Annotated in this window: 19 protein-coding genes; 14 read left to right on the top strand and 5 right to left on the bottom strand. The window is 50.1% G+C overall.

Annotation, left to right across the window (positions count from 1 at the left end):
- The first annotated feature begins 193 nt into the window (after positions 1–193).
- The 4 genes from LC508_RS11625 (at position 194) to LC508_RS11610 (ending at position 8719) form a co-directional block, all read left to right on the top strand.
- On the top strand, positions 194–2863 hold the full coding sequence (locus LC508_RS11625; protein WP_118594021.1) for a DEAD/DEAH box helicase: 2670 nt from the start codon (positions 194–196) through the stop codon (positions 2861–2863).
- A gap of 107 nt (positions 2864–2970) precedes the next feature.
- Positions 2971–5070 (top strand): ATP-dependent helicase, encoded by a 2100-nt coding sequence (locus tag LC508_RS11620; protein ID WP_033141322.1) that lies wholly within the window; start codon positions 2971–2973, stop codon positions 5068–5070.
- 36 nt (positions 5071–5106) lie between these two features.
- Positions 5107–5901, top strand: coding sequence for an EcsC family protein (locus LC508_RS11615; RefSeq protein WP_033141293.1), 795 nt, complete (start codon positions 5107–5109; stop codon positions 5899–5901).
- A 115-nt stretch (positions 5902–6016) separates the two neighbouring features.
- Positions 6017–8719: an EAL domain-containing protein gene (locus tag LC508_RS11610; protein ID WP_033141292.1), complete on the top strand. Its 2703-nt coding sequence runs from the start codon at positions 6017–6019 to the stop codon at positions 8717–8719.
- Positions 8720–8785: 66 nt separating this feature from the next.
- Here LC508_RS11610 and LC508_RS11605 read toward each other — a convergent pair whose 3' ends face one another.
- Positions 8786–10729 carry a right-handed parallel beta-helix repeat-containing protein gene (locus LC508_RS11605; protein WP_054351845.1) on the bottom strand — a complete coding sequence of 648 codons (1944 nt, stop codon included), beginning with the start codon at positions 10727–10729 and terminating at the stop codon, positions 8786–8788.
- A 174-nt stretch (positions 10730–10903) separates the two neighbouring features.
- Between LC508_RS11605 and LC508_RS11600 the strand changes: the two genes are divergently transcribed.
- On the top strand, positions 10904–11845 hold the full coding sequence (locus LC508_RS11600; protein ID WP_033141289.1) for a DUF1848 domain-containing protein: 942 nt from the start codon (positions 10904–10906) through the stop codon (positions 11843–11845).
- 49 nt (positions 11846–11894) lie between these two features.
- Here LC508_RS11600 and LC508_RS11595 read toward each other — a convergent pair whose 3' ends face one another.
- Entirely contained in the window at positions 11895–13016 is a 1122-nt protein-coding gene (locus tag LC508_RS11595) for an ROK family transcriptional regulator (protein WP_103731998.1), read from the bottom strand.
- Between the two features lie 289 nt (positions 13017–13305).
- Between LC508_RS11595 and LC508_RS11590 the strand changes: the two genes are divergently transcribed.
- The 8 genes from LC508_RS11590 (at position 13306) to LC508_RS11555 (ending at position 21642) form a co-directional block, all read left to right on the top strand.
- Positions 13306–14082, top strand: coding sequence for an SDR family oxidoreductase (locus LC508_RS11590; RefSeq protein WP_103731724.1), 777 nt, complete (start codon positions 13306–13308; stop codon positions 14080–14082).
- A gap of 38 nt (positions 14083–14120) precedes the next feature.
- The gene (locus tag LC508_RS11585) at positions 14121–15623 is read left to right on the top strand and encodes an FGGY-family carbohydrate kinase (RefSeq protein ID WP_103731723.1); all 1503 of its coding nucleotides are present in this window, start codon (positions 14121–14123) and stop codon (positions 15621–15623) included.
- A gap of 146 nt (positions 15624–15769) precedes the next feature.
- Positions 15770–16084, top strand: coding sequence for a hypothetical protein (locus LC508_RS11580; protein WP_146051683.1), 315 nt, complete (start codon positions 15770–15772; stop codon positions 16082–16084).
- Between the two features lie 83 nt (positions 16085–16167).
- Positions 16168–16854 carry a Crp/Fnr family transcriptional regulator gene (locus LC508_RS11575; protein ID WP_081960307.1) on the top strand — a complete coding sequence of 229 codons (687 nt, stop codon included), beginning with the start codon at positions 16168–16170 and terminating at the stop codon, positions 16852–16854.
- Positions 16855–16964: 110 nt separating this feature from the next.
- Positions 16965–19037 carry a molybdopterin oxidoreductase family protein gene (locus LC508_RS11570; protein ID WP_103731721.1) on the top strand — a complete coding sequence of 691 codons (2073 nt, stop codon included), beginning with the start codon at positions 16965–16967 and terminating at the stop codon, positions 19035–19037.
- 12 nt (positions 19038–19049) lie between these two features.
- Positions 19050–19472, top strand: coding sequence for a 4Fe-4S dicluster domain-containing protein (locus LC508_RS11565; RefSeq protein ID WP_033141283.1), 423 nt, complete (start codon positions 19050–19052; stop codon positions 19470–19472).
- A 3-nt stretch (positions 19473–19475) separates the two neighbouring features.
- Positions 19476–20720 carry an NAD(P)/FAD-dependent oxidoreductase gene (locus LC508_RS11560; protein WP_103731720.1) on the top strand — a complete coding sequence of 415 codons (1245 nt, stop codon included), beginning with the start codon at positions 19476–19478 and terminating at the stop codon, positions 20718–20720.
- Positions 20713–21642 carry a TDT family transporter gene (locus LC508_RS11555; protein ID WP_054351848.1) on the top strand — a complete coding sequence of 310 codons (930 nt, stop codon included), beginning with the start codon at positions 20713–20715 and terminating at the stop codon, positions 21640–21642. Before LC508_RS11560 ends, LC508_RS11555 begins: the two co-directional genes overlap by 8 nt.
- Before the next feature lie 83 nt (positions 21643–21725).
- Here the strand turns inward: LC508_RS11555 and LC508_RS11550 are convergent, their stop codons facing one another.
- Both LC508_RS11550 and LC508_RS11545 read right to left on the bottom strand, forming a co-directional pair.
- Positions 21726–22049, bottom strand: a complete 324-nt coding sequence (locus tag LC508_RS11550) for a hypothetical protein (protein WP_052099434.1) — start codon at positions 22047–22049, stop codon at positions 21726–21728.
- Positions 22050–22117: 68 nt separating this feature from the next.
- Entirely contained in the window at positions 22118–23179 is a 1062-nt protein-coding gene (locus tag LC508_RS11545; RefSeq protein WP_033141280.1) for an endonuclease/exonuclease/phosphatase family protein, read from the bottom strand.
- 135 nt (positions 23180–23314) lie between these two features.
- Between LC508_RS11545 and LC508_RS11540 the strand changes: the two genes are divergently transcribed.
- On the top strand, positions 23315–25123 hold the full coding sequence (locus tag LC508_RS11540; RefSeq protein ID WP_052099432.1) for a sensor domain-containing diguanylate cyclase: 1809 nt from the start codon (positions 23315–23317) through the stop codon (positions 25121–25123).
- A 44-nt stretch (positions 25124–25167) separates the two neighbouring features.
- Here the strand turns inward: LC508_RS11540 and LC508_RS11535 are convergent, their stop codons facing one another.
- On the bottom strand, positions 25168–26298 hold the full coding sequence (locus LC508_RS11535; protein WP_033141279.1) for an ROK family transcriptional regulator: 1131 nt from the start codon (positions 26296–26298) through the stop codon (positions 25168–25170).
- Between the last annotated feature and the right edge of the window lie 154 nt (positions 26299–26452).

The raw sequence follows: 26452 nt of genomic DNA, 5'->3' as shown, positions 1-26452 counted from the left end.
TCTGTTTACTTTTACATCCGCACTTCACCGTCAGGGACCATCAGAGGGCCTCTGCCCTCCCGCCCCCGGCCCTCTGATGGTCCCGTCCGTGAGCCACAATCGAAGCCACAACCCCATTGCATCCCCCAAAAAAAAATGCTAAACTAAGAACAAACGTTCCTATAAACAAAAAATCACCCCAGGAGTCAAAACCATGCAAATAGAAAACCTCATCACCTACCAAAAAACAACCCCTTCCATCCCCCCGCAGTACGCCCCCTACCCCCAGACCCTGTCAGAGGAAATCCGCACCCACCTGTCCACCCACGGCATCCCCAGCCTCTACACCCACCAGGCCGAAATGTTCACCCAGGCCACCCAGGGCAAAAACATCGTCATCACAACCTCCACCGCCAGCGGCAAAACCCTGGGTTTCCTCCTCCCGGTCGTACAGGAAATCCTCTCTAATCCTCAGTCAAGAGCCATTTTCCTCTACCCCACAAAAGCCCTGGCAAGCGACCAGTACCGTGCCATCCGCCCCTGGATCGAGACATTTGGAGAACACAGACTGTCGGCAGGGGTGTACGACGGTGATACGCCGCCCACGGAGCGCAGCCGTATCAGGAAGAATGCCAACATTATCCTGACCAACCCGGAAATGCTCAACAGCGCTTTTCTCCCAAACCACAGCAAAGCCGGCTTTGACTTCATATTCTCCAACTTAAAATACATTGTCATAGATGAACTCCACACCTACCGCGGCGCCTTTGGCTCCCATCTTGCCAATGTGTTCCGCCGTCTTTCCAGAATCTGCAGATACTATCACGCATCACCCAGGTTCCTCTGCAGTTCCGCTACCATAGCAAACCCCGTGGAACTTGCCCGGGCAGTGTGCCAGAGAGAATTCATCCGCATTGACAGGGACGGTTCTCCGGCACCTGAAAAGCGGTATTTCTTTCTCCAGCCGCCAAAGATTTACGGAAAAGACAACCAATACTACGGCCAGGTACAGAGTACCGCTGTGGCAGCAGCCATGACGGCACAGCTTGCCGAGGAAGGACAGAGTTTTCTCACCTTTGCAAAATCCCGCAGAAATGTGGAGGTCATCTTAAAAGAAGCCCGGGACATGCTGGACGGGGAGGATATATCCGGTACAGGGCCTGCTGACCGGATCTCCGGCTACCGGGGAGGCTATACCCCAAAGGAGCGAAAAGAGATTGAGCGCAAAATGACCACAGGAGAGCTTTGCGGCCTGATTTCCACCAACGCTCTGGAGCTGGGCATTGATATCGGCAAGATAGACACAACCGTACTCGCCGGATACCCGGGAACCAAGGCTTCCTTCTGGCAGCAGACCGGCAGGGCCGGAAGGAGCGGCAGGGCATGTTCCAACTATTTGATCCTGGATAACCTGCCCTTTGACCAGTACATTTCCATTAATCCGGACTGGCTGTTCGACGGGGAGAGCGAAAGTGCAGTGGTGGACCGGGACAACCTGCTGATTGAGCTTGCCCACATCCGGGCAGCGGCGGCGGAGCTGCCTCTCACCCTTGATGATATCGCTGTCTTTCCCGATTTGGGTGAGACGATCCCGGTGCTGCTGAGAGTCAAAGAGCTGAGCGCCCAGGACGGCAGATTTTCCTGGTGCGGAGACACCTTTCCGGCAGGAGATTTCAGCCTGAGGAATATCGATAAAGTCAGATATAAACTGGTGGACCAGGAAAATGCCAGAATCATAACAGAGATGGATGAGATGCAGGCGTTCCGTGAAATCCATGAGGGCGCTGTGTACATGCACGGAGGTGCCCAGTATGAAGTGGTCCGCATGGATAAGGAGACAAAGACCTCCTACGCGGTTCCTTTCCGTGGAAATTATTACACTATGCCGGGCAGCAGCACCACCATCCGGGTCATACACGGAAATGCGGAAAAGGAATACAAAAGGACAAAAGTTTTTTTCGGCGATGTAAATGTAAAAGAATCTGTCTACATGTATAAAAAGCTGCAGTTTCACAACCACCAGAACTTGGGTTACGGGCAGCTTACACGTCCTTTGTCAAAAGATTTTGACACGGAGAGTACTTGGATCACCATTCCTAAAAACGTTGTGCAGGTGTACCGGAGTCTTATAAGGGAATCGGGAAACGGACAGATTTTGAGAAATAACCATTTTGACGGTATCTGCTATGCCATCAGAAACGCGGCCCGCATGGCGACCATGACAGAACAGGAGGACATAGGTGTCACTATGTCCGGCAATGCACTGGATCTGGGCGCAGGGCTTCAGGAGGAAGTGTGCCTGTACATTTTTGACGAGTATGTGGGCGGTCTGGGCTACGCGGAGAAAGCCTATGAATTGATGCCGAAGATCATAGAACATGCCATGGAAATGGTGGGAGGCTGCAAATGTAAGGATGGCTGCGCTGCCTGTGTGGGAGATTACCGTCTGGATAAGAAGATTGTCTATTGGGGCCTGGAAAACCTGCTTTTAGAGCTGGATTCCCCTATGGGCATGAAACTGCCGGAACATACACCTTCCACTTATATGCAGAAGCCCTTTTCCTTTGAGGAACTGCCCCGTAAATGGAAGGAGTTCTGCGTCTTTTTAGGCCGGAAAGGGGAAACCATGGCTGCGTTTTTCAATACCGTGGAGCAGGTAAGCATTGAGGGAGACACCCTGTTTCTTCCCACGTCCAGTACTTTTTACCAGGCCTGGATCCTGGAACCGTCTAACAGGTTAAGCCTGAAAAACATCATTTCCTTCTATACGGATGCACCCCCGTCCCTGCGCCTGGAGGTGCGTCTGGCGGAAGGAACAGAAAACAGGAAAGATACAGAAGAAAAAATCAGGCGAAGGTATTCCCATCTAAATGATACCAAATAAAAATTGTTTTGCGATGGGGCGAATACTCCCCAGTCAAAATGCAGTAACAAACAGCAGGACAACAGTTCAGTGATTTGAACCGTACGGCTGCGGGCGAGGATGAAAATATGGAATTATACAATGAAAAAGAGCTGGACAGACTGAATCCCTATCAGAAAGAGGCAGTTCTGGATGAAAGCCCTGCCTGCATAGTAAATGCAAATGTGGGGAGCGGCAAGACCACAGTGCTGATATCCAAAGTGCAGTATCTCCACCATGTGAAAAAGGTGAATTATGAGGAGATGACGGTCCTTACTTTTACAAATAAAGCCGCAGATGAGATAAAGTCCAGGCTTCTGGCCGCAGAACCGGAGCTGCCTGTGGAAAAGCTCAGAGGATTCGGTACTTTTCACAGCACAGCCCTGTATTATCTGCGGGAATATCTTCCGGTGGAAAAGCTGGGATATACCAGAGATTTTCTGGTCATAGACCCTGAGGAAGAGCTGGAGCTGGCACTTGATCTGATCCGGCAGCACAAACTGAAAATAAAATATAAGAACCGCCTGAAGAAAAGACTGGAGTCGGCAATGGCTGTCCGCGGGGAGGAGAAAAAAGTTTCAAAATATCAGGACGATATCTTTGATCTGGTCCGTCTGCTGCGGGAGGAAAAGGCCAGTCAGGACAAAATGACCTTTTTTGACCTGCTGGAAAATGCCAATCTTCTTTTGAGGGAGGAGATTGGAAATTCTCCGTCTCCCAAATGGGTCATTGTAGACGAGGTCCAGGACAGTGACAGCCAGCAGCTTGTTTTCCTTGACCGGCTGGTCAGCAGAGGCGCCAATCTTTTTGCCGTGGGAGATCCCAATCAGGTGATCTATAGCTGGAGGGGCAGTGCGTTTCAAATTTTTTATACCCTGAAACATAAATACCGGGCAAAAGAGTTGACCCTCCCCATCAATTACCGTTCCAGCTCCTCTATCCTGGAGGCTGCCCGGTGCTTTCTGCAGAACGGCAGCCCCCTTACAGGCGTGCGGGAGCCGGGGAATAAAATAATCGTGAAACGGCAGTATGATGCTTTTCAGGATGCCTGCTATCTTGCGGGAAGAATAAAAAAGCTGCATAGGGAGGGCACGCCATACGGGGAGATGGCTGTTTTTTACCGCCTGCAGAGCCAGTCCGGAATGTTTGAGGATGTGTTTTCCAGAGAGGGGATTCCCTTTGAGGTCTCATTAAAAAGAACGGTGGGGGATGTGCCTGTGCTTCGGTGGTGCATCCGCCTGCTGCGCTTTTCACTGAATAAAAAAGATACCCCATCCGGCATCTATGTGCTCGCCAGCCGGGAGTACGGGGAGGGAATCAGTGAGAAGAAGGCAAAAGAGATTGTCTGCAACAGTAAGCCGGGAGCCAGTCTTCTGTTTGATAAGATGTGCGGATTCAGCCGAATCTGTGAGGAACTCGGAGATGAGGAAGCACTGTTTTCCTATTTTGAACTGGAGCGGTATCTGAATCCTGTGTCTGCTTCTTACATGGAGGACAGGGATGCCGTGCACAGGCTGTTTCAGATCATGTTTGACTATGTGAAGGAGCAGCAAGAGAACCAGGAGGCGGGAATGCGGGCGTTTATCAATTCCTCCTCTCTCTACGGGCTGGATGTGCTGAGGGAGGAGATCAGCGAAGAGAAAGACAGTGTGAAGCTTATGACACTGCACGCATCAAAGGGGCTGGAGTTTTCTTGTGTGTTTATCACAGGGGTAAATTATGGCCTGATTCCCCTTAAAACCAGAGACATGGATGGAGAAGAGGAAGAACGCAGGCTGTTTTTCGTTGGAATCACCAGGGCAAAAGACAGACTGGAGCTGTCTTATTATACAAATCCCGGTGAGAGGGCCATGCCGGGGGAGAGCCGATACATCCGCATGATTCCGCCGCGCCTTCTGGAAGGGGAGGAAGAGCGGGGACCCGCTGTCAGCCTGCAGGAGCTGAAACGCCAGGTGCAGGAACAGAGAACGCAGGAACAGGAGCGGAGTCTGCAGGAACAGAAGCGAAGTCTGCAGGAACAGAAGCGAAGTCTGCGGGAACAGGAGCCAGCCCCAACAAAGCGTGTCCGGCATCCCAGATACGGAACAGGTGTGGTTGTGCGGGAGGATGAAACCATGCTGGAGGCAGAATTCGAGGGTTATGGAACGAAAGAATTTATAAAAGCGTTCAGCGAACTGGAATATATATAGAAGAGTGAGGCAGGAATTTTCCGGAAAGGTGGTACCATGATCAAGAGAAATAAAAAATCACCGCTGCGTGCGGAGATGGAGGCTGTCCTGAAAAAGGAGCAGGCATTTCTGAAGAAAAACGCGGAGAAGAAGGCATCTTTTCTGGACCGGACTTTGGAGGAGAAAGTTCCGGCCAGGCTGCAGGAGACGCTGGATAAAGCATTTGAAAAGGCATTCGGCCTTATTTTTGAAAAAGGTACGGATTTTATAGAGAAGACATATTCCAGGGAGAAGATAGAGCACAATTATAAAGTGGACGCCTACGCTGCGGGACTGATGGAGAACAAAAAGACACTGCGCACATTTACGAAAAAAGCGCAGGCTGCAGGGAACAGAAATCTGCTTCTGGCCGGTGTGGAAGGGGTGGGACTCGGTGTCCTGGGAATCGGTCTTCCGGATATCCCGCTTTTTACGGGGATGATACTGAAAAGTATCTATGAGACAGCGCTTCACTACGGATACCCATATGATACGGAGGAGGAAAAGTATTTCATACTTTTGCTTATACAGGGGTCACTGTCCTACGCAGAGGCACTGGAACAGATGAACGCCAAAGCAGACAGATATATTCTGGAACCTGTTGTCCCTAAAGGATATGACAGCAGGGAACAGATAAAGGAGACATCCGCTGTCCTTTCCGGAGAGCTTCTGTATATGAAATTCCTGCAGGGGATCCCCGTGGCCGGAGTGATCGGTGGAGCCTATGACTCCATCTATTTAAGAAGAATACTGGATTATGTGAAAATAAAGTACAGAAAAAGGTTTCTAACAGACAAAGACAAAGCCAATTGACTTGCAGCAGAATACATTCTATACTTAAGAAAAGTGGTTTAGAGATTAACGGAATACTGCCGTCCGGTTGGGAAACTGTGTGGCTGTCTGTGAGAAAGTTTGAGGGCAAATAAATATGCAGAAGAGGATGATGACCATTTTCCTGCTGGTCGTTCTTGTATTGTCGGGACTCCTGTCCCTGTATTCTATGGGGAATCTTCAGGGAAATGCAAGGGTCATCAATTACACCGGAGTTGTTCGCGGAGCAACCCAGAGACTTGTTAAAGAAGAATTGGAGGGACGCCGGGATGATGCCCTGATTTCAAAACTGGACGGCATCATAGAAGAACTGCGCACAGGAGAAGGCGAGAACAGGCTGGTCAGGCTGAAGGACGATGAGTACCAGGAAATGGTGGCGCTCATGCAGGAACGCTGGGAAGAGATGAAGCAGGAAATCCGGAAGGTGCGGGAGGGCGCGGACAGCCAAAGGCTTTATAATCTGAGCGAAGATTTTTTTGAACTGGCAGATGAGAGTGTGGGTACTGCGGAGCAGTACGCGGAGCGCTATGTCCGTATGGCACAGATTTGCTTTGCTGCGCTGACTTTGATATGTACGGCTGCGGCGATTCTGCTGGCTGTCTATATGAGAAAGCAGGAACAGCGGCGCAGAGAAGTGGAAATGATGGAAAACGCCAATCTGGAAAAGAGCCGTAAGCTCTCCAGAATGACGCAGGACCTGCAGGCTCCCATGAACGAAATATCGGAGCTCCTATACGTCTCAGATATGGATACATATGAGCTGTTATTTATCAACGACGCAGGAAAACGAAGCTTTCATTTGGACGATATTGAGGGGAAGATCTGTTACCGTGTCCTTCAGGGAAGAGATAGTCCCTGTCCATTCTGTACCAACAGATTTTTAAAGAGCGGGGAGAACTATACCTGGGAGATTACCAATCCCATTACAGGCCGCCATTATCTTCTGAAAGACCGCCTGATCGAGTGGGAAGGAAGACGGGCACGGCTGGAGCTGGCCTTTGACACCACTGACGCGGAGCAGGAGAAAGAAAAACTGAAATACGCTCTGAGCTCAGAGCAGATGGTGATGGAGTGTGTCAGGACACTGTACTGTAAAAAAGATATGAAAGAGGCAGTGGGAGATGTACTGCGGGAAATCGGAACGTTTTTAAAGGCAGAGAGAACCTATATGTTTAATCTGCGTGAGGGATTTCTGCACAATGACTATGAATGGTGTGCCGAGAACGCGGGTTCCCGGCATGAGGCTCTGAAGGATATATCCGCTGCACAACTGGAGGAGTGGCGCAGGGTTCTGAATCAAAAAGGCTGTATTGTCATGAAAGACGCGGAAGAATTCATGACAATATTTCAGGGAAGTGAAGCGATTGCCAGAGAACGGAATATCCGCAATGTGGCAATCTCCACTCTGGAGATAGATGATGTGCTGATGGGCTGTCTGGGGGTGGACAATCTTCCGGAGGACCGTCTGATGAACATTGGTTCTATCCTTCAGACTATCTGCTACTTTATCCTGCTTGCCTACCGGAGGGCAGAGGATGAGCAGCAGTTAGCCCATCTCAGTTACTACGATACTCTGACCTCCTTTTATAACAGAAACCGTTATATTGAGGACATGCAGAGGATGACCGGCAAAGAGGGAAGCGTGGGCATCGTTTATCTGGATGTCAATGGACTTAAGGACATCAATGACCGGTACGGCCATGCCTTTGGGGATAAAATACTCACAGTATGCGCGGAACGCATGAAACAGGTCTTTCAGGAGGGTAGTTTTTATCGTGTGGGAGGCGATGAGTTTGTGATCATCTGCCATGATGTGCCAAAGGAACGATTCTGCCAAAGGGTCAATGAGCTGAGGGCTGCATTTAAGCGGGATGCACTGTGCAAAGCTGCTATCGGCTCCCAGTGGACAGAGAAATTAGTGGATGTGGGACAGGTCGTGGCAAACGCGGATGCGCAGATGTACGAGGACAAAAAGGAATTCTACAGAAATAACCCGGCTTCCAAGAGGTACCGCCATCACAGCGATGAGCTGCTCTATCTGACTGATCCGGAAATCCTCAGGCAGGAAATCAGCAGAAACCAGTTTGTGGTCTATCTGCAGCCGAAGATTTCCTCAGCGGACCGGACGGCAGTGGGAGCGGAGGCACTGATCCGGTACCAGTCAAGGGATGGCTCCCTGGTCCTTCCGGGAAATTTTCTGCCTCTGCTGGAGGAGTCACGGACAGTCAGCCAGATTGATTTCTTTGTGTTTGAATTTATCTGTTCCAAGATTAAGGCATGGAGCTGGGAAGGGAAAAAGGGCTTCCCTGTATCTGTGAATTTTTCAAGGTATTCCCTGACACAGCCGCATTTTATTGAGCATCTTCTTTCCATCTGCGATAAATACCGGATATCACCGACATGTCTGGAAATTGAGATTACGGAGACTGTGAGAAGTGGCAATGACATAGATATCTGTGTCCTGATAGAAAGCCTCAGAGAGGCGGGATTCATTGTGACGATTGATGATTTCGGCACGGAATATGCCAATCTGGCCCTTTTATCCGCGGTGGAGTTCGACGTTTTGAAGCTGGATAAAAGCATGGTAGACGATGTGGTGAGTAATCCCAAGGCCCAGGCTATTGTCAGCTCCATTGTGGATATGGGGCAAAAGATGGGCATTCAGATCGTGGCGGAGGGAATTGAGACGGAGGAACAGCTTGAGGTTCTCCGGACCTGTGGTGTGGAGCTGGCCCAGGGATTTCTGTTCAGCAAACCCATTTCTGTGGATGAATACGAGAAACGGTATTTAGATAAATAAAAATAGCTCTGCTGCAAAGAAAGACGGGACACCCTGTTATGGGGTGTCCCGTTCTGAGGTTCTGGGTTATCCCCAGACTTTTATTTTATTATATCCTTCTTTCAGTCCTTCTAAAGGTCCAACAGCCGGTGTTTCACAGCGTACGGCACCGTTATAGTCAGTATCCAGAACAATGGATTCACCGTCAGGGCCATCAAAGGGGGCTTCCGGAATGCGGACCATACCCAGTGTTTCTGTGGAGATGATTCCGGCGGGCATATGAAGCATCTCTTTTTCTGCATGGATTTCCAGATAGGTTTCCTCTCCCTCCACGGAGATTTTTACCTGGGGATCAGCAGCACTTGTGTAGTTCTCTTTCTCCGCGTCAAATGCCGGGGCATTTTTCAGATAAGCGTTGTGATTGATGTAGGCAGGCTGTTTTACCTGTTCAAACATTTCCAGGTCCTCATTTCCCATGGAAGCAACGGTTTCCATATATTCCTCCAGGGTTTTGGTGGAGCCGTTGTAGCCTATGGTTCCGCATAAGGACTGCTCCGTATAGGCATCCACGCTGCCCACGAAAATGTTGTTGTACAGACGGTCATCTCCGCCGTATACAGGTGTGGTGCCGGCAACTTCCGTGCTGTGCGGGAAGTGATAGGGAGTGGATCGGTTCAGGACATCCTCTCTTCTCATGGTTCCGCAGCACAGGTTGTGGATATATGCACCGCCCTGGGCGATATTGTCGAAGTTGTAGGCAGAGGCAAAGATGTTGTTGTCTACCATATAAGGCCCGTGAGTCACTTCCACCATCAGGTCACGGTCGTTGTTATAGTACAGGTTTTTGCTGACGCGCGTGCCCTGTGCCTGCCAGTCAAGCCAGGTGCCCAGAGTACAGTCATGGATATTGTTGTCGTGGATCTGTACGTCAATGGCTGCGTGCAGCTTGATGCCTGCGATCTCATAGCCGAAATACTCGTGTTTTACGGCAATATTATAGATATGGTTGTTGTAGATCTGGCTGAACACACAGCCCATATGGCCTACGATACCATTCTGTCCGCAGTCATAGATGACGTTGTTGCGGATAATGTGGGAACCGATCTTTTCCTTGCTCCAGCCAATCTTCAGGGCGCGGAACACTGCCTCCATCTGATACTGGTATCCCGGTTTTCTGTGTCTTCTGGTGCAGAGGTTATGGCCTGTGGAGGCCTCCTTGCCAATGCTGATGCCGCTGCATTTCGCATCATGTATCATATTGTTTTCAATGATCCAGCCCTTGCTCCAGTTAGCACCCAGAAGGCCCGGCTGGTCAGCAGTAGGCGGTGTCCAGGGGCAGGCAGCCTGTGCCATCTCAAAGCCGCGCACGGTGATATAATTCATGCCAGTTTTTTCAGGGTAGAAGCAGCACTTACGCACATTGATCTCGGTCAGCTCTTTGTTGGGATCAGCTCCCTGGAAATTGGCGTAAATATATGTATTTTCATGGTCTGTCTCAGCATACCACTGATAAATGGTCCACTCTTTATCTTTGATGGGTTCCGGGTGTTTGGTCCACGGCGGGTTGTATCCCTCTGTGCGGATCTGGGGATTTCTCACCTCATCCAGGGATTTTGCTTCGTAGAAAGATTTGCCGTTTAAGTAGACATCTCCTGCATGGACGGAATTGTCATCCGGATAGATGAACCAGTCACCCCAGAGCGGCTCTTTGTAGGGATTGTAGTCACCGAAAACAGTGTTTGGAATCACTGCTTTCCAAACGGTCCCCTCTGTATTCTCCCAGTTTTGGATCCGTTCGGAGCCTTTTATCACGACCTTTTCTCCCTCGGCTGCCTCGTATACAATACGGCTGATGTCGCTGTAGCCGCTGTGTTCCGGCTTGACCCATTCCCGGTACTCGCCCTCATGTACAATGACTTTGTCTCCTGTCTCGGCGGCTTTGGCTGCCCTTTGTATGGTTCGGAAGGGATCCTCTTTCGTCCCCTTTGCATAGTCAGAGCCGGTGACGGCTACATGGTATTCTCTGTTCATGATTTTTCCTCCTGTCATAAACCTTTTCATGTCTATAAGTATAGACAATGGGGAGGGAAGGGACAAGACGAATTTTGGGGGATTTTCCTTGAAATTTGTGTCACAGTTGTGTCCGGTGAAAAAAAGGTGTATAATCAGAAAAACGAACATATTTTCGAAAAAGAGGTGGCGTGAATGATATTGAGTGTGAGCCGAAGGACAGATATACCGGCCTATTACCGGGACTGGTTTTTTAAAAGGATTGAGGAGGGATATGCCTGTGTCCGCAATCCTTTTAACTTTCATCAGGTGAGCAGGATATCCCTTAAGCCGGAGGTGGTGGACTGTATTGTGTTCTGGACCAAGAATCCGGTCCCTATGTTTGAGAAGCTGCCGCTTCTTGATCCGTATATGTATTATTTTCAGTTTACTCTGACCGGGTACGGAAGGGATGTGGAGCCCGGGCTGCCGGATAAGAAACAGGTTTTGATTCCCGCGTTCCAAACACTGGCAGAGACTATAGGGGCAGAACGGGTGGTGTGGCGCTATGACCCGGTTTTCTTTAATGCCCGCTATACACCGCAATATCATCTGCGGGCATTTTCCGGAATCGCAGAGGCGCTGGAGGGTTATACAGAGCGGGTGGTGATCAGTTTTCTTGACTACTATCCGAAGATAAAAAAGAACCTGGAAATGCTGGAATGTGAGAATTTGGAGGAGGAAAGCCTGGGCAGATTCGCCGGGGAGCTGGCCCGCACTGCCCATGTTCACGGTATGGAGATCGTGACCTGCGCGGAAAAAGCAGACCTGCAGAAATACGGGATCGCCCACGGAAGCTGTGTGGACGGGGAACTGATCCGGCGTCTGTGCGGCTGCAGCCTGGATGTGAAAAAAGACAAAAACCAGAGAAGCGAATGCGGCTGTGTGGAGAGTATAGATATCGGTGCCTATGATACCTGTCCCCACGGATGCCTGTACTGCTATGCCAACCAAAGCAGCCGGGCCGCCGCAGCCGGGCGAAGGAGATACACGGCAGAATCCCCTATCCTGTGCAGTGAGATACTGCCGGAGGATAAAGTGACAGAGCGGAAGGTCAAGTCCCTGAAGAGGATGCAGGAGAGCTGGATTCTTATTTAGGCTGCGGCCGTGCCACAGATCGGCAGCGAAAAACTGGTGTTTTATCTATCTAAATCTCTTCTAAAAACCCTTTCACATATGCAAGCGCTGCCCCCACCGGCACCGAATCCCTTGCGGCCTCGGACAAAAAGATAAAATCCGCCTCATCCGGAAACGCGGATTTTTCCTTCACTTTTTTATGGAGCGCAGCCAGATCCTCCTCTGTCAGATAAGGCGCCATATGCCCGCCGAGGATCACATCGCAGTCCATCACCATATGCAGGTTATTTACCGCCGTGGAAAGATTCTCCAGATACTCCTCAAAACGTACCTTGTTCTCTTCCTTTCCATTCCTGAGTCCGTCAAAGAATTCTTCCAGGCTCTCATCCTCCAAAAGCAGAGCATTGACAGAACAGTATGTCTCCATGCAGCCGGATTTGCCGCAGTAGCACTGCCTGCCGCCGGGAATCAGGGTCATATGCTCCACCGCGCCGCCGTGGTCCTGTTTTCCCATCACGGTCTGTCCGCCGATGATCACCGCACCGCCCAGATGCTTGCCGATGGAGAGATAAATGGCGTCGGTCAGATCCCTGCGGTTCCACAGCTCTGTGGCAGCGGCACATTTGGCATCGTGCAGGAACATACAGGGATATGGAAGGTATCCGGAAAGGGCAGTGATCTTAAGCCCTGTATAACCCAGGGTCTTGCCAAAGATGATCTCCTGTCCGTCGGCTGTTGTCAGACCCTGTACAGCAAAGCCGATACCCAGAATCTGTTTCTTCGTAAATCCGCTGTCCTCAATAAAGGTGCTGACATATCCGGCGATCTCTTTATAGTAGGCATCATCATTTCTGTACAATAACTCATATTCCATACATCCGCAGATCTGCCCCTTCAAGTCAACGGCCAGAATCCGAATCTGCTTCTTTAAAATCTCCACACCGATTCCGATCCCTGCCTGCAGGCAGAGTGTGTAGGCAACGGCTTTTCTCCCCACCTGGGATGCAAACTGTCCTCCCTTTTCAATCAGGCCGGCATCCTCCAGAGCAACCAGATTCTGTGTGACCGTGGGCAGGCTGAGATGAAGCTGGTTGGCAATCTCCTGCTTGGAGAGCTTTTCCTGCTCATACAGCAGGTTGTAAATTAAAGAATAATTGTTTTTCTTTATATCCGTCAATGTAATATTTCCCATGTTTCTTTTCCTTTCTCTGTGAAAATCTATACCATGATTCCGACCCGGCAGACACATTGGCCCGGAGATTTGTAAAGGATATTTATAAAAAAACTTTATACAATAGAGTATAGCACAAACAGCCGGCAAACACCTTTGGTAGAAATTCATAAAAATCCCCATCCATATTTGGATAGTTATACATATTGACGAATTGATATCCGGGGATTATTATATAAATAGATTTTACAAAATGATTTTACAAAATAGAATCACAAAAACAAATCCACTTTGAAAAGGAGAAAAAAACATGGGAATTATCGAGAAAATGAGACTGGACGGGAAAGTATCTTTCGTAACAGGAGGCGCCAGAGGTATCGGGAAACAGATCGCAATCGCCCTTGCAGAGGCCGGCAGTGATGTGGCAATCGTGGACGTGGATATTGAGGAGGCAGAGAAGACAGCAGGTAGCATTGCTGAGGAAAACGGCGTGAAGACCATTGCCATCAAGACGGATGTCACAAAGCCGGAGGAAGTAAATGCCATGATGGAAGAGATCGTGAACACATTCGGCAAGCTGGACGCAGCGTTCTGCAACGCAGGCATCTGCATGAATATCCCCTGTGAGGAGATGACCTACGAGCAGTGGAAGAAAGTGATTGATATCAATCTGAGCGGCGTATTCTTAACCGCCCAGGCAGCGGCAAAGCAGATGCTGAAACAGGGATACGGCTCCATCATCAACACAGCCTCCATGTCAGCCCACATTGTAAATGTACCGCAGCCCCAGTGCTCCTACAATGCCTCCAAGGCCGGTGTGATCCAGCTTACAAAATCCATGGCCATTGAGTTCGCAAAACGCGGCGTGAGAGTAAACTGCATCAGCCCGGGATACATGGGAACAGAGCTGACCCTCAACTCCCCCAGCCTGAAACCCCTGATTGAACAGTGGAATGCCATGGCTCCTATGGGCCGTATGGGCCGTCCGGAAGAGCTGCAGTCCATCGCCGTCTATCTGGCAGGAGATACCAGCAGCTTTACCACAGGTTCTGATTTTATTGTGGACGGAGCGTTCACCTGTTTCTAAAAAACACCTGAAAAAATGTCTGCTGAAGGAGAACAGGAATGGAATATTTATTAGGTACAGATATCGGCACATCCGGTACAAAGACCATTTTAATGGACACAGAGGGGAATTTAATCGCAAAGCATCTGGTGGAGTACGATGTGCTGACACCGCGCCCTTTATGGGCAGAGCAGTGGCCGGATGTGTGGCTTGAAGCGGCCCGCAGTTCTATCAGGGAAACCGTGCTGAAATCAGGCATCGCGAAAGAGGACATAAGGGGCCTGGCTGTCAGCGGGCTCTACGGCGGTTCCGGAATCCCTCTGGATGAGGAAATGCGGCCGGTGCGCCCCTGTCTGATTTGGATGGACAGGAGGGCACAGGAGGAAAGCGACTGGGTACTTTCCCATATTGGGGAAGAAAAGCTTCTGGAGATCACCCAGAACGGCGCTGACCCATACTACGGCTACACGAAGATGCTCTGGATCAAGAACCATGAGCATGAAAACTGGGAGAGGACAAAGCTTTTTCTTCCGCCCAATGATTATGTGATCTACCATCTGACAGGAGAAATCGTCATTGACTATTCTTCTGCGGGCAATATCGGCGGCATATTCGATATGCGCACCAGAACCTGGTCAGAGGAAATGATGGAGGCCATGGGAATCCCCATGGAGAAAATGCCTGCAAAGCTGGTGGAATCCACGGATATTGCAGGCGGCCTGACAAAGGAGGCGGCAGAGAGCCTGGGACTTATGGAGGGAATGCCGGTCATTGCAGGGGGCATTGACTGCGGCGCTGCCAATATCGGCCTGGGTGTGCTGGAATCCGGCATCTACGCAGCGGCCATCGGGACATCCATGTGCGCGGCTTTGATTTCTGATAAACCCGTAAAAGGGAACGGGCTTATCGTGTGGCCGTATCTGTACGATGCCAAAAAGCTCTCCTATTATTTTGCCGGGGGAGCCACAGCGGGGGCCATTGTAAAATGGTTCCGGAATACGTTTGGCGGGGAAGAGAATAATTCCTATGATGTGCTGAATGCCATGGCGGAGAAAATCCCGGCGGGCAGTGAGGGACTTGTGGTCCTTCCTTATTTCATGGGAGAGAGAAGTCCGGTCTGGGATTCTGACGCCAAGGGCACCATTGTGGGACTTTCCCTGGCACATACGAAAGGGCATCTGTACCGGGCATTTTTAGAGGCGGTTGCCTATTCTCTGAGGGACGCCATGGAAGCCACCGGGGAGGATTTGGGCGAGTATATTCTCCTGGCCGGAGGGGTCACAAAGTCCCGGGTTTGGAGACACATTTTCGCGGATGTGACCGGTTATCCTGTGGTCTGCCCCAAGCAGGATGTGGAGGCGAACATGGGGGATGTGATCCTGGCAGGCATCGGCACCGGCATTCTTTCCTATGAAAAGGTGAAAGAGTGGCAGGTGCTGGATGAAAAGATCATGCCGGATGAGAAGAACCATGAAAAATATAATGAGTATTTTGAGCTGTACCACTCTGTCTACCGGAATTTGAAAACAGACATGAAGAAGCTGACAAAACTGGCAGAATAGAGAAGAAGACGTTCCCTGAACGCCGGCTAGAGCCTGTGGGGGAAATGTATTTCGTGCAGGAAAAGCCTGATATTGTGAGTATGATATTGACATTCTTCCAAAAGAGTCATAAGATGCGGGAAAGAAAAGCAAAAGGAGAATGTGATATGATATTTCTGAATAATAAAAAGGCATGGGTGATTTTTGCCGTGACACTGGTCCTCAGTGTTCCTGCGTTTTTTATGCTGAAGGGAGATACCCAGATCTTTGTGTTTCCTGCTATACAGGCAGCCCTTCTCCTGCTGGGAAGCACAGAGTTTGTGAAGACCTGGTGCATGAATTACAAGCTGAGCGTTATGCGGAGTGAAAACCAGTATTATCTCATGCTGTTTCTGGGAGTTTTACTGATGCTGTTTGTGGGAATCGGATATTTTTATAACCTATATATAGAATTGACGTCTTTACATACATCCTGCAATTAAATGTAGATATTCGTCACTTATTACGGTATAATGTCAGCAGCGGCTGGGAAAGACCGGGAATATATGAAGATGGGAGCGTGAGGGTGACGGATACAGAAGAATCACTGGGAATCATTTTCGGAGCAGATGACATACGGCAGTCCAGCCTGGAACATCTGGCACGCTACAGTGTGCTGCTGCGGATGAAAAAGGGGCAGCACCTGTATCGGGAGAGAGAAGAGATTGTCACAGTATATGCCGTAGTGAGCGGCACTGCCGCGTTATATAAGATGAATGCCATGGGCGAAAAAAAGGTGATTTTCGTTCTGGGAAGGGGAAGCCTGTTAAATGAGGAGATCCTTCAGGACCTGCCGGAGCCTGTGAGCTGCGAGATCATGGAGGAGGCCCTGATACTGGCAGTCCCCAGAAAGCAGCTTCTGGCACTGATGGAGACAGACGCAAGGCTCATGCGCTTTCTGTTTTCCTCCCAGTCCCATAAGGTCCGCAGACTGTACCGCCAGTTAAAGAACACCACCAATGCCACCAGAGGGGAAAAGAAGATGGCAGCCAAGCTGTGGAAACTGGCCCGCGACTATGGGAAGAGGGAGAAGGACGGTGTCCGCATCTGTCTGAAACTGACGGTGACCCAGCTTGCGGATATGCTGGGGACGAAAAGGGAGACAGCCTCCCGCCAGCTCAAAGTTCTGGTGGAACAGGACCTTGTCCGTTATGATAAGAATACCTTTGTGATACCGGAACCGGATGCATTAAACAGTTACTTCAAAGAATAAGCAGAAAACCGTGATTTTTGTCACGGTTTTTTTGTATGTGTGGAGTTATCCTTTTAAATAGAAGAAAACACGGAAGAAATCGTGATATTTCAGGAAAATAGGAGGAAGTCATGAAGAAAATACAATCCACCTGCAATTACTGTGCCATAGACTGTAATCTGGATTTTTATGTGGAGGACAACAGGATTATGAAGGTTGTCCCCACAAAAGGCTATCCGGTCAATGACGGATTCTGCTGTATCAAAGGGCTGTCTCTGGACAAGCAGCTCACAGTGAAAAAGCCGTCTCCTCTGCCGAAGATCAGACAGGCGGACGGGACCATGAAGGAAGTGCCCTGGGAGGAGGGCTTTCAGTATGTAGCTGACAAGCTCAAAGAGCTCCAGGCAAAATACGGAACGGAGAGCGTGGCAGGCATCAGCACCGGACAGCTTACCATGGAGGAATTCGCACTGTTCGGCCATGTGATGCGCAACTATCTGAAGACAAACGTGGACGGCAATACCCGTCTCTGTATGGCCACAGCAGTGGTTGCACATAAACAGAGCTACGGTTTTGACGCTCCCGGATATACGCTGAAGGACCTGGAGCTGTCCGACACCATCATCCTCATAGGAGCCAACCCGGTGGTGACACATCCCATCGTGTGGGGGAAGATCAAGGACAACCACAACAAGAAGCTGATCGTCATTGACCCGAGAAAATCAGAGAGTGCGAGAAACGCGGATTACTGGTACGGCCTGAAGCACAAGAGCGATCTGTACCTGTATTATGCCATTGCCAATCTTCTGATCGAGAAAGATTATATTGATAAGAAATACATAGAAGCGCACACGGAAAAGTTCCGGGAATTCAAGGCATTTGTAAAAGACTATACTTTGAGCGGGGCTGCGGAGAAGACGGGCCTTTCCGAGGGGCAGATCCTGGAGCTTGTGGAGCTGATCCACACAGGAAAGCGTGTTTCATTCTGGTGGACCATGGGCGTGAATCAGGGGTATGAGGCTGTCCGTACAGCCCAGGCTGTCATCAACCTGGCTTTGATGACAGGAAATATCGGGCGTCCCGGAACAGGTGCCAACTCCATTACAGGCCAGTGCAATGCCATGGGTTCCCGTTCCTACAGCAACACCGCTGTACTCTATGCAGGCGGTGACTTCACCAATCCTGCCAGAAGAGCAAGGGTGGCGGAGGCGCTGGGTGTGGAGGAGAGCGTGTTGGCGGAAAAGCCCACGAAGACCTATAACCAGATCATCGAGGGGATCAATGCAGGAGAGATCAAGGGACTGTGGATCCTCTGCACCAACCCAAGACATAGCTGGACCAACAATGAAACTTTTGCCGAAGCTGTGAAGAAGCTGGAGCTCTATGTGGTGCAGGATATCTATGACACCATTGAAAGCGCTGAGGGCGCCACGGTATTCTTCCCTGTGGTATCCGGCATGAAGAAAGAGGGAACCTATATCAATCTGGAACGCAGGCTCTCCGCTATGCGGCAGGTGCTTCCAAGGGAGGAAAATGAAATATCCGACTACGAAGCCATCCTCGGAGTGGGAAAAGCCCTGGGCATGGGAGAACTTTTGAAGGGATGGGAGACGCCAAAGGACTGCTTTGCACTTATGCGGGAATGTTCCAGGGGAATGCCCTGCGACATTACAGGGGTGACATGGGAGGGACTTGAGAATTCCCATGGAATCCAGTGGCCGTTCCGGGAAGGGGAAACCCTGAAAGAGGACCAGAGAAGGCTTTATGAAGACGGCAGATTCTTTACACCGTCCAAAAAAGCGCAGTTTATATTTGAAACACCCATAGAAAACCCTATGCCCACAACAGAGGAATTCCCATATGTGTTCAACACCGGGCGTGGCTCTGTGGGCCAGTGGCATACTCAGAGCAGGACAAAGGAAGTGAAGTTTGTGGAAGATGTCTCTCTGAAAAAGGCATATCTCTACATGCATCCCGCCACTGCAAAGCATCACGGTGTAAAAGAAAATGACAGAATCTGTGTGTATTCCGCCAATGGACAGAACGCTGAGTTCGCTGTGAAGATCACGGACCATGTCAGGGAAGACGAGCTGTACGCGCCCATTCATTATATTGAGTGCAATAAGCTCACGCCATCCATATATGATTCCTATTCCAAAGAACCATCCTACAAATCAGCGGCTGTCCGCTTTGAAAAAAGATAAGGGGGAACGAAGATGTATCGGATTAAAATAGACCGCAGCAAATGTATCGGCTGCCTGACCTGTGTCACCGCCTGCGTGGTCAGCCATGAGACGGACAGCGGGGATTCCAGAAACCGCGTGGTGATTGACAGTGAGACAAAACCGGCTCCCATATTCTGCCGGCACTGCGAACGGCCGGAGTGTGTTTATACCTGCATGACAGGAGCCATGAGCAAGAATCCCGAGACAGGATATGTGGAATACGACAAGGACCGCTGTGCAAGCTGCTATATGTGCATCATGTCATGTCCCTTCGGCATTTTGAAAAGTGACAGCCACAAGCACAAGGAGATCATGAAGTGCAACATGTGTGTGCACAGAAGCAGTGATAAAAAAGGCGCCCCTATGTGTGTGGAGAAATGTCCCATGCAGGCGATTACATTTGAGGAGGTGTAGGCTATGAAATATGTGATTCTGGGTTCCTCCGCAGCCGGTGTCAATGCGGCAAAAGAGATCCGCAGAGTGGACGAGGACGGGGAGATCCTCATGATCTCCAGGGATGAGATCATTTATTCCAGGTGTATCCTCCACCATTATCTGGGAAATATAAGGACAGTACAGCAGCTTGATTTCACAGAGCCTGATTTTACGGAAAAATACAGGGTCCGGTTTATGAAAGGCAGGGAGGCGGTTTCCGTTAACTGTGAAGAGCGCACCGTTTTGCTGGCAGACGGAGAGCGTGTAGGATTTGACAGGCTTCTCATTGCCACAGGCTCCCACACCTTTATCCCCCCTGTAAAGGGTATGAGGGAAGCGGGAAATGTCATCGGCTTCAGGAACCTGTGTGATATTGACAGGATCAAAGAGGCCCTGCCAAGGACAGAGCATGTGGTAGTCATGGGTGCCGGGCTTGTAGGCCTGGATACGGTTTCGGGCCTGCTGGAAAATGACGTAAAGCCCGTGGTCGTGGAACTGGCAGACCATCTGCTGTGCAGACAGCTTGACAAAAAAGCCGCTGCCGTCTACGAGGCTGCCATGAGCGAAAAGGGAGTCAGGCAGTATTACGGCACCGGTGTGCAGGAGCTGTTCTGTGACAGGGAGGGAAATGTTAAGGAGCTGCTTTTGTCAGACGGCAGCAGAATCCCCTGTGATCTCCTCATTGTGACAGCCGGTGTGCGGGCTAATGTGGAGTTTCTGGAGGAATGTCAGGTGGAGACAGACCGGTTCGGCCTTCTCTTTGACGAATCCGGTGAGACGAACGTGCCGGGGATCTACGGGGCCGGGGATGTATCCGGCAGGGCACCTATCTGGCCTGTAGCTGTCAAGGAGGGCATTATTGCCGGCAGCAATATGGCAGGTGGGAAGCGGAAGATGACAGACTTCTTTGCCAGCAAGTCCACCATGAATTTTTTCGGGATACCCACCATGTCTCTGGGACAGGCAGAACCGCAGGATGAGACGGAGCTGGTGGAGACACAGGAGGGAAAAGACGGATATAAGAAGATCATCCACAAGAACGGGCGGATATTGGGAGCTATCATCCAGGGGGATTTATCCTACAGCGGAGTACTCCAGCAGCTCATAGCCAGGAGAATTGATGTGTCCAGGGTGAAAAAACCTATTTTTGAAATTGATTACTCTGACTTTTTCCATGTGGGTGACAACTTTGAATACTATTATCAGGAGGACATAAAAGATGAATAGACTGGAAAAATTACCTGTGCCCATACTGCCCACATTTGTAGGCGCACTGACTCTCAGCAACGTATATGCGGGATTCGGCTATAGCTGGCTGCGGCATTTTATGATGTGGACAGCCCTGATCGTCATGGTCTGTTATATTGTCAAGATCATACGGTTTCCCAAAACATGCCTGGAGGAGTACAAGAACGTAGTGCCGGCAAGCCTCTACGCAGGATTTTCCATGGTCACCATGATACTGGGAAGTTATTTCTATGAACTGGGATTTGCAGGCGGAAAGTTCATCTGGGCCGCAGGCCTTGCCATCCATACGGTACATTTGATCGTGTTTACAGTCCGAAATATGGTCATGAAACGCGACATCAACACCTTTGTGCCAAGCTGGTTTGTTACATACAATGGTATTATGGTGAGCTGTGTGACAGGGGGAGCCATGAATGCCAAAGGGATACTGACCGTGGTCACATATTACGGAATCGCCATCTATGTGATCCTGGTGCCCTTCATGATCTGGAGGCTTATGAAGGTGGAAGTAAAACCGGCAGTCTATCACACCATGGCGGTTCTGCTTGCGCCCTGCAGCCTCTGCGTCGTGAGTGTGCTGAATGTGCTGGATGACCCCAACAGGATTCTGGTAACACTTCTGTACCTCTGCGTGCTTGCGTCCCTGGTTTTCATTGTCATAAAGCTGCCGAAATTCTTTTCCTTTCCCTTTGCACCGGGCTATGCGGGCATGACCTTCCCCATGGCTATCGGAATCGTGGCTTCCGCAAAAATGGGGGCGTTTCTCACCGCGCAGGGACAGGAGGGACTGGGCAGTGCCGTGAACCAGCTTGCAGGCTTTCAGACATTTCTCACAACCATGATCATCGGTTATGTACTGCTCCGTTTCTTTATGATGCTGATAAAGACAGAGGCAAAATAGAAAATAAGTGAAAAACAACGCCGGATACCAGTAGGAAATACATGAGTATCCGGCGTTGTTTTTATGTTTTAAGGATACATACCTCAGACTTCTTTCAGAAATCCCAGTGTACTGTTTGCTGCCGTACCGCTTATGACGTAATGGGCTGTGTTCCCGCAATCCTCCGCGTACACAAAAATCTGATGAGCCTCCCGGTCCGGTCCCTGGGGAACTTCCGCGTAGAAGGTGATACAGGAGCCCTCCGGTATCCCGTGATCCTTCAGGCTGATGGTGGCAGAACTGCCCGCTGCTACCATCATATGTCCCTTCTCACAGATACGGCTGCCTTTGCCGTCCACGTAGACAAAGCCCGGACGGACAATGAAATCTCCCTGGTTTTTCAGTGTGATATGGCTGATTTCCCTCATGTAAATACTCCTTTTCACAGAATATCCTCTATAGATACTCTATGCAAAAGGCCGGGAAAACAGTATTCCTACTTAAACGCCACCTCCAGGCGCACCGGCTGGTGGTCTGTATGTTCAAATCCCACATCAATGACGTTCACATTTCTGACGGCCAGATTGTCTGACACGATAAATCCGTCGATGACATAGACCTGTGAGGTGTCATAGGAACCGGTGTACGGGGCGTTCAGAAGACGGCAGGTGGGATAGGTGTCATCAATGGCAAAGGAAAAGTGATCCGGCAGGTCATCGGTTCCGATCACGCCCGGCGCCCAGTCTTCCTTATTGGTGACAGGATATTTGTCCACACCCTCAAAGGTCTGGTTAAAATCACCGCCGGCGATCACATAGTTCCCTTTTTCGTATTCTGCTTCCAGAATGTCCGCCAGCATTTTGCTCTGAGCGATTTTGCCCTCGCCGCTGTCGTAAGCTTCCAGGTGGAAGTTGATGAGCACCAGTTCTTTTTCCGAATCCTGAAGCGGAAACCGGGTGACAAGAAGACAGCGCTTCAGATTGCAGGTCTTGATAGGCCAGGAGAAGGATTCCGGAAGGGAAATCCTGCTGGCACCGGCCACATAGTTGTCAGTCAGCGTTACAAGCCCGCTCTCCACATGTCCAATGGGAGGGAGGGGATAAGGAACATAATCGCATTTGAAGTTATACGCGAAGAAGCTGTTTTTTTCAAGGGCTTTGCTGTAAGCGCTGCGCTCATCTATATGGTATGAGCGGGTGGAGTCTATATCCACTTCCTGTAAAAAGTATGCGTCAGCCGGATTATCCTGCAGTACCTTTGTGATGCCTTCCATATTTTCTTCCACCAGGGCTTTGGAAGCGGGTTTTACTTTCGTACCGCCGTCCATGAAGAAGTCCTCGTCTTTGCTGAGGCCGGCATATCCCGTATTGTAGCTCATGACTGAGAAGGGGCTGCGCAGAGAAATGAACGCACCGTCCTTATAATTTCCCTCCAGGGATTCCTCCGCCTTCGGACGATATTCCCGCACAGTCAGATAAACCAGCAGAAGCAGTAAAATACCGGCAAGTATAAGCAGCAGGATACCGAAGCCTTTTAAAACAGTTTTTGCCTTACTCATAAAATCCCTCCTCTTTTTAGCTATATTCCCATTATAATCGACAGTGCGGGAGACTGTAAAGGAGTTTCTTTGTTCAATTGACGAGCACACCGGAGTCATATATAATATAAGTAATAATCGGGAAGAAGGAATGTTATGCAGAAGAAAAAAAGATGGATAACAGCCGGCCTCCTTATCCTGACGGTGGGGGTCATTATCGGCGCCTCTTTTTATTACGGTACTTACATTCATGACATTCTGGAAAAAGAGACGAACGCCTATGCGCAGGAGCTTGCCCAGCAGAGCATCAAGCTGATCAATGAGAGGGTCGACAACGACTATCTGTATCTGGAAGGAATCTCAGACTCCATAGGCGGCCAGAAAACATCAATCCATTCTCAGAGGGTCCTGGATATTCTGGAACAGAAGTCAGGCATTACACGCTTTACAAGGCTTGCCGTGGTGGATTTGGACGGCATCATGTATTATAACGGCATGGAACAGCAGATCCTGGTAAAGGACCGTGCGTATTTTCAAAAGGCCCTTCAGGGCCAAAGCTCGGTGGAGAGCTATGTGGCTGAGGACGGAAGCAGCCGTACCATGGTCATCAGTGTGCCCATTTACCGGGACGGGGAGATACAGGGGCTTGTGCTCGGGCAGTATACCATGGATGAGCTGGAGCATCTCATGTCCATTCGCTATTTCAACGGGGAAGGGTACAATTATATCACGGACTCCAAAGGCGAGGTCCTGGTGCACTCAGCCAAAGGGGACGCCAGGCAGAATGTGCTGGAGGATCTGAAGCATGTGATCAGCAGGGATTTTACCGCCCCGGACCTGGAAAAATTTGCGGACAACATGCAGAAGGGAGAGAACGGATACATACGCTATCAGAAAAGCGGTGAGGATTTTATACTGGAATACACTGCCACAGGGATCAATGACTGGTATCTGCTGCTGGTGGTTCCGTGTAATGTGGTGGATGTCAAGACGCGGAACGTCATTGACGGCACAGCCTTTTACTGCGTGTTCATTCTTCTGGTGCTGGGGCTTATGGCATTCGGAATGCTGAACGGCCGGCGCAAGAACCACAGACAGATCAGACGGGCATATGAGAATATCCGCTCCATTTACCGGACAGTGCCCAGTGCAATCGTGCGTTTCCGTCTGGACGATAAGTTGTCTATACTGGATTCCAATGACGGGTTTTATCAGTTTATGGAATACACTATGGAGGATTATGAGGAGAGATACGGCAGATTCCTGCAGCCCGTTTTAGAGGAGGAGGACAGGGAATGGTTTTTGAAGCTGAAAGAGGGACTTATCTCCAGAGAATTTTTGATTCTGTGCAGGGACGGACAGCGCAAATGGGCCTATGGAAATTTTGATGTGCAGATGCAGGAGGGGGCTCTGGTGGTGCAGTGCGCCTTTATTGATATCAGCCGTCAGATGCAGCAGCTCTCGGAGGCTGTGCAGAGTGCCAGCAGGGACCCGCTGACAGGGCTGAAGAATAAAAGAGCTCTGGAACAGGAAGTGGAGAGTGTCATAGCGGAGAGCGGCAGCGCAGGAGCGTTCATGATCATGGATCTGGATAATTTTAAGAATGTGAATGATACCTTCGGTCATCCAAACGGAGATAAAGTGCTGCAGCTTTTCGCAGCCTGTCTGAAAAATACCTTCCGGGGCGATGACTTTATCGGGCGTCTGGGCGGCGATGAGTTTGTGGTGTTTATGAAAAATGTTAATGAACGCCAGAAGATAAGCAGAAAAGCAGAACAGCTCATGGATAATTTCCAAAGCAGCCTGCCAAAAGAATTCAGCGGATGTAAGCTGTCTGTCAGTATAGGCGTGGCCTCTGTTCCGAAGGACGGTATCACACAGCCGGTTCTGTACCGGAAGTCAGATAAGGCTTTATACGAGGCGAAGAAAAGAGGCAAGAACCAGGTCTGTTTTTATGAGGAATAGTGGAAAGGGTATGGAAACCGCGCAGGAATGCGGTTCCCATACCCTTAAATTGTCTGCAGAAACTGATCGATATAAGAAAGTGCTGCGCCGACCGGCGGAGCAAGCTGTCCGTGGGTGCTCAAAAAGATAAAATCATCCGGGAGACTGTACGGGGAGCTGTCCTGTATGCGTTTGGTAAGTTGCACCACATCTTCCCCTGTAATATAAGGAGCCAGGTAGCCGCTGATGATGATGCGGCAGTCAAGTATAACGTTCAGGTTGCAGAGGGCAAAGGCCAGGTGGTCCAGATAGTCCTCCCATATGTCTGCAAACGCGGAATTTCCACGGCGCAGCTCCCGGAAAAAGGAGGGGATATCCGTCTGCGCCGCCCGTTCCAGACTGTCCGCGGAACAGTAGGTTTCCAGACAGCCGTGTTCCCCGCAGTAACAGAGCGGGCCGTCAGCCTGAATGCACATGTGTTCAATGGACCCGCTGTGCATGCCAAGGCCTGTGTGGACCTTTCCGTTTATAATGACCGCGCCGCCCAGGTTTTGGTTCAGAAGAACTACAATGGAATCCCGGAATTTTTCCTGATGCCAGGTCTCCAGATAGGCGGCAGCCTTGGAGTCGTGTTCCAGACGGCAGGGGTATGGGATATAGCGGGAGAAGTCAGAGAGCTTCATGCCCGTATGCTCCAGTATCCTTCCGTAGCTTACAGTGCTTCCGTCCGGGGAGATAAGTCCCTGAATGGCAATGGAGGCCCCTAAGATATGTTCTTTTTCTATGCCGTATTTATCCACAAAGGCGGTGAGCCTTCTGCCGACCTGTTCACAGTAGGCGTCTGAGGCTTCAAAGGGAAGGGCGCAGGATTCCTGATACAGAATATTGCCGTAAAGGTCTATGGCAGCCATGTGCAGGGTCTTTCTGAGCACTTCAATGCCCAGTGCGATTTTGGCGTCCGGAAGGATACGGATCGCATGGGCCTTTCTTCCGCCTGTGGATTCAAAGTATCCTTTCCGTTCGATGAGCCCTTCCTCTTCCAGAAGCTTCAGGTTCTGGGTCACTGTGTTCATGCCCATCTGCAGGGCAGCGGCGATCCCCTGCTTGGATATGGTGCGGCTTTCATAGATAAGGTGGTAGACTTTGCTCTTATTTATTTTTTTGATTTCCATTGTGGTCATGCCTGTTGTGTTCATAAAAGTTCCTCCCGGGGAATATCTGTCTCTATTTTAGTATGGACAGGGGAAAATGACAAGTGGGGATTCAAAACGAAAGGGGCGGAGAAGGGGGAAACGGTATCCGGTAACGGGCGGCTGCAGCATTTTGGATAAAAATCGCAAAAGAATATTG

Origin of the sequence: Blautia parvula (genome assembly GCF_020215665.1) — a bacterium.
Classification (GTDB): domain Bacteria; phylum Bacillota; class Clostridia; order Lachnospirales; family Lachnospiraceae; genus Blautia; species Blautia celeris.
Note: the sequence above shows the minus strand (reverse complement) of the source record. Positions and strands in the feature narration are given on the sequence as shown.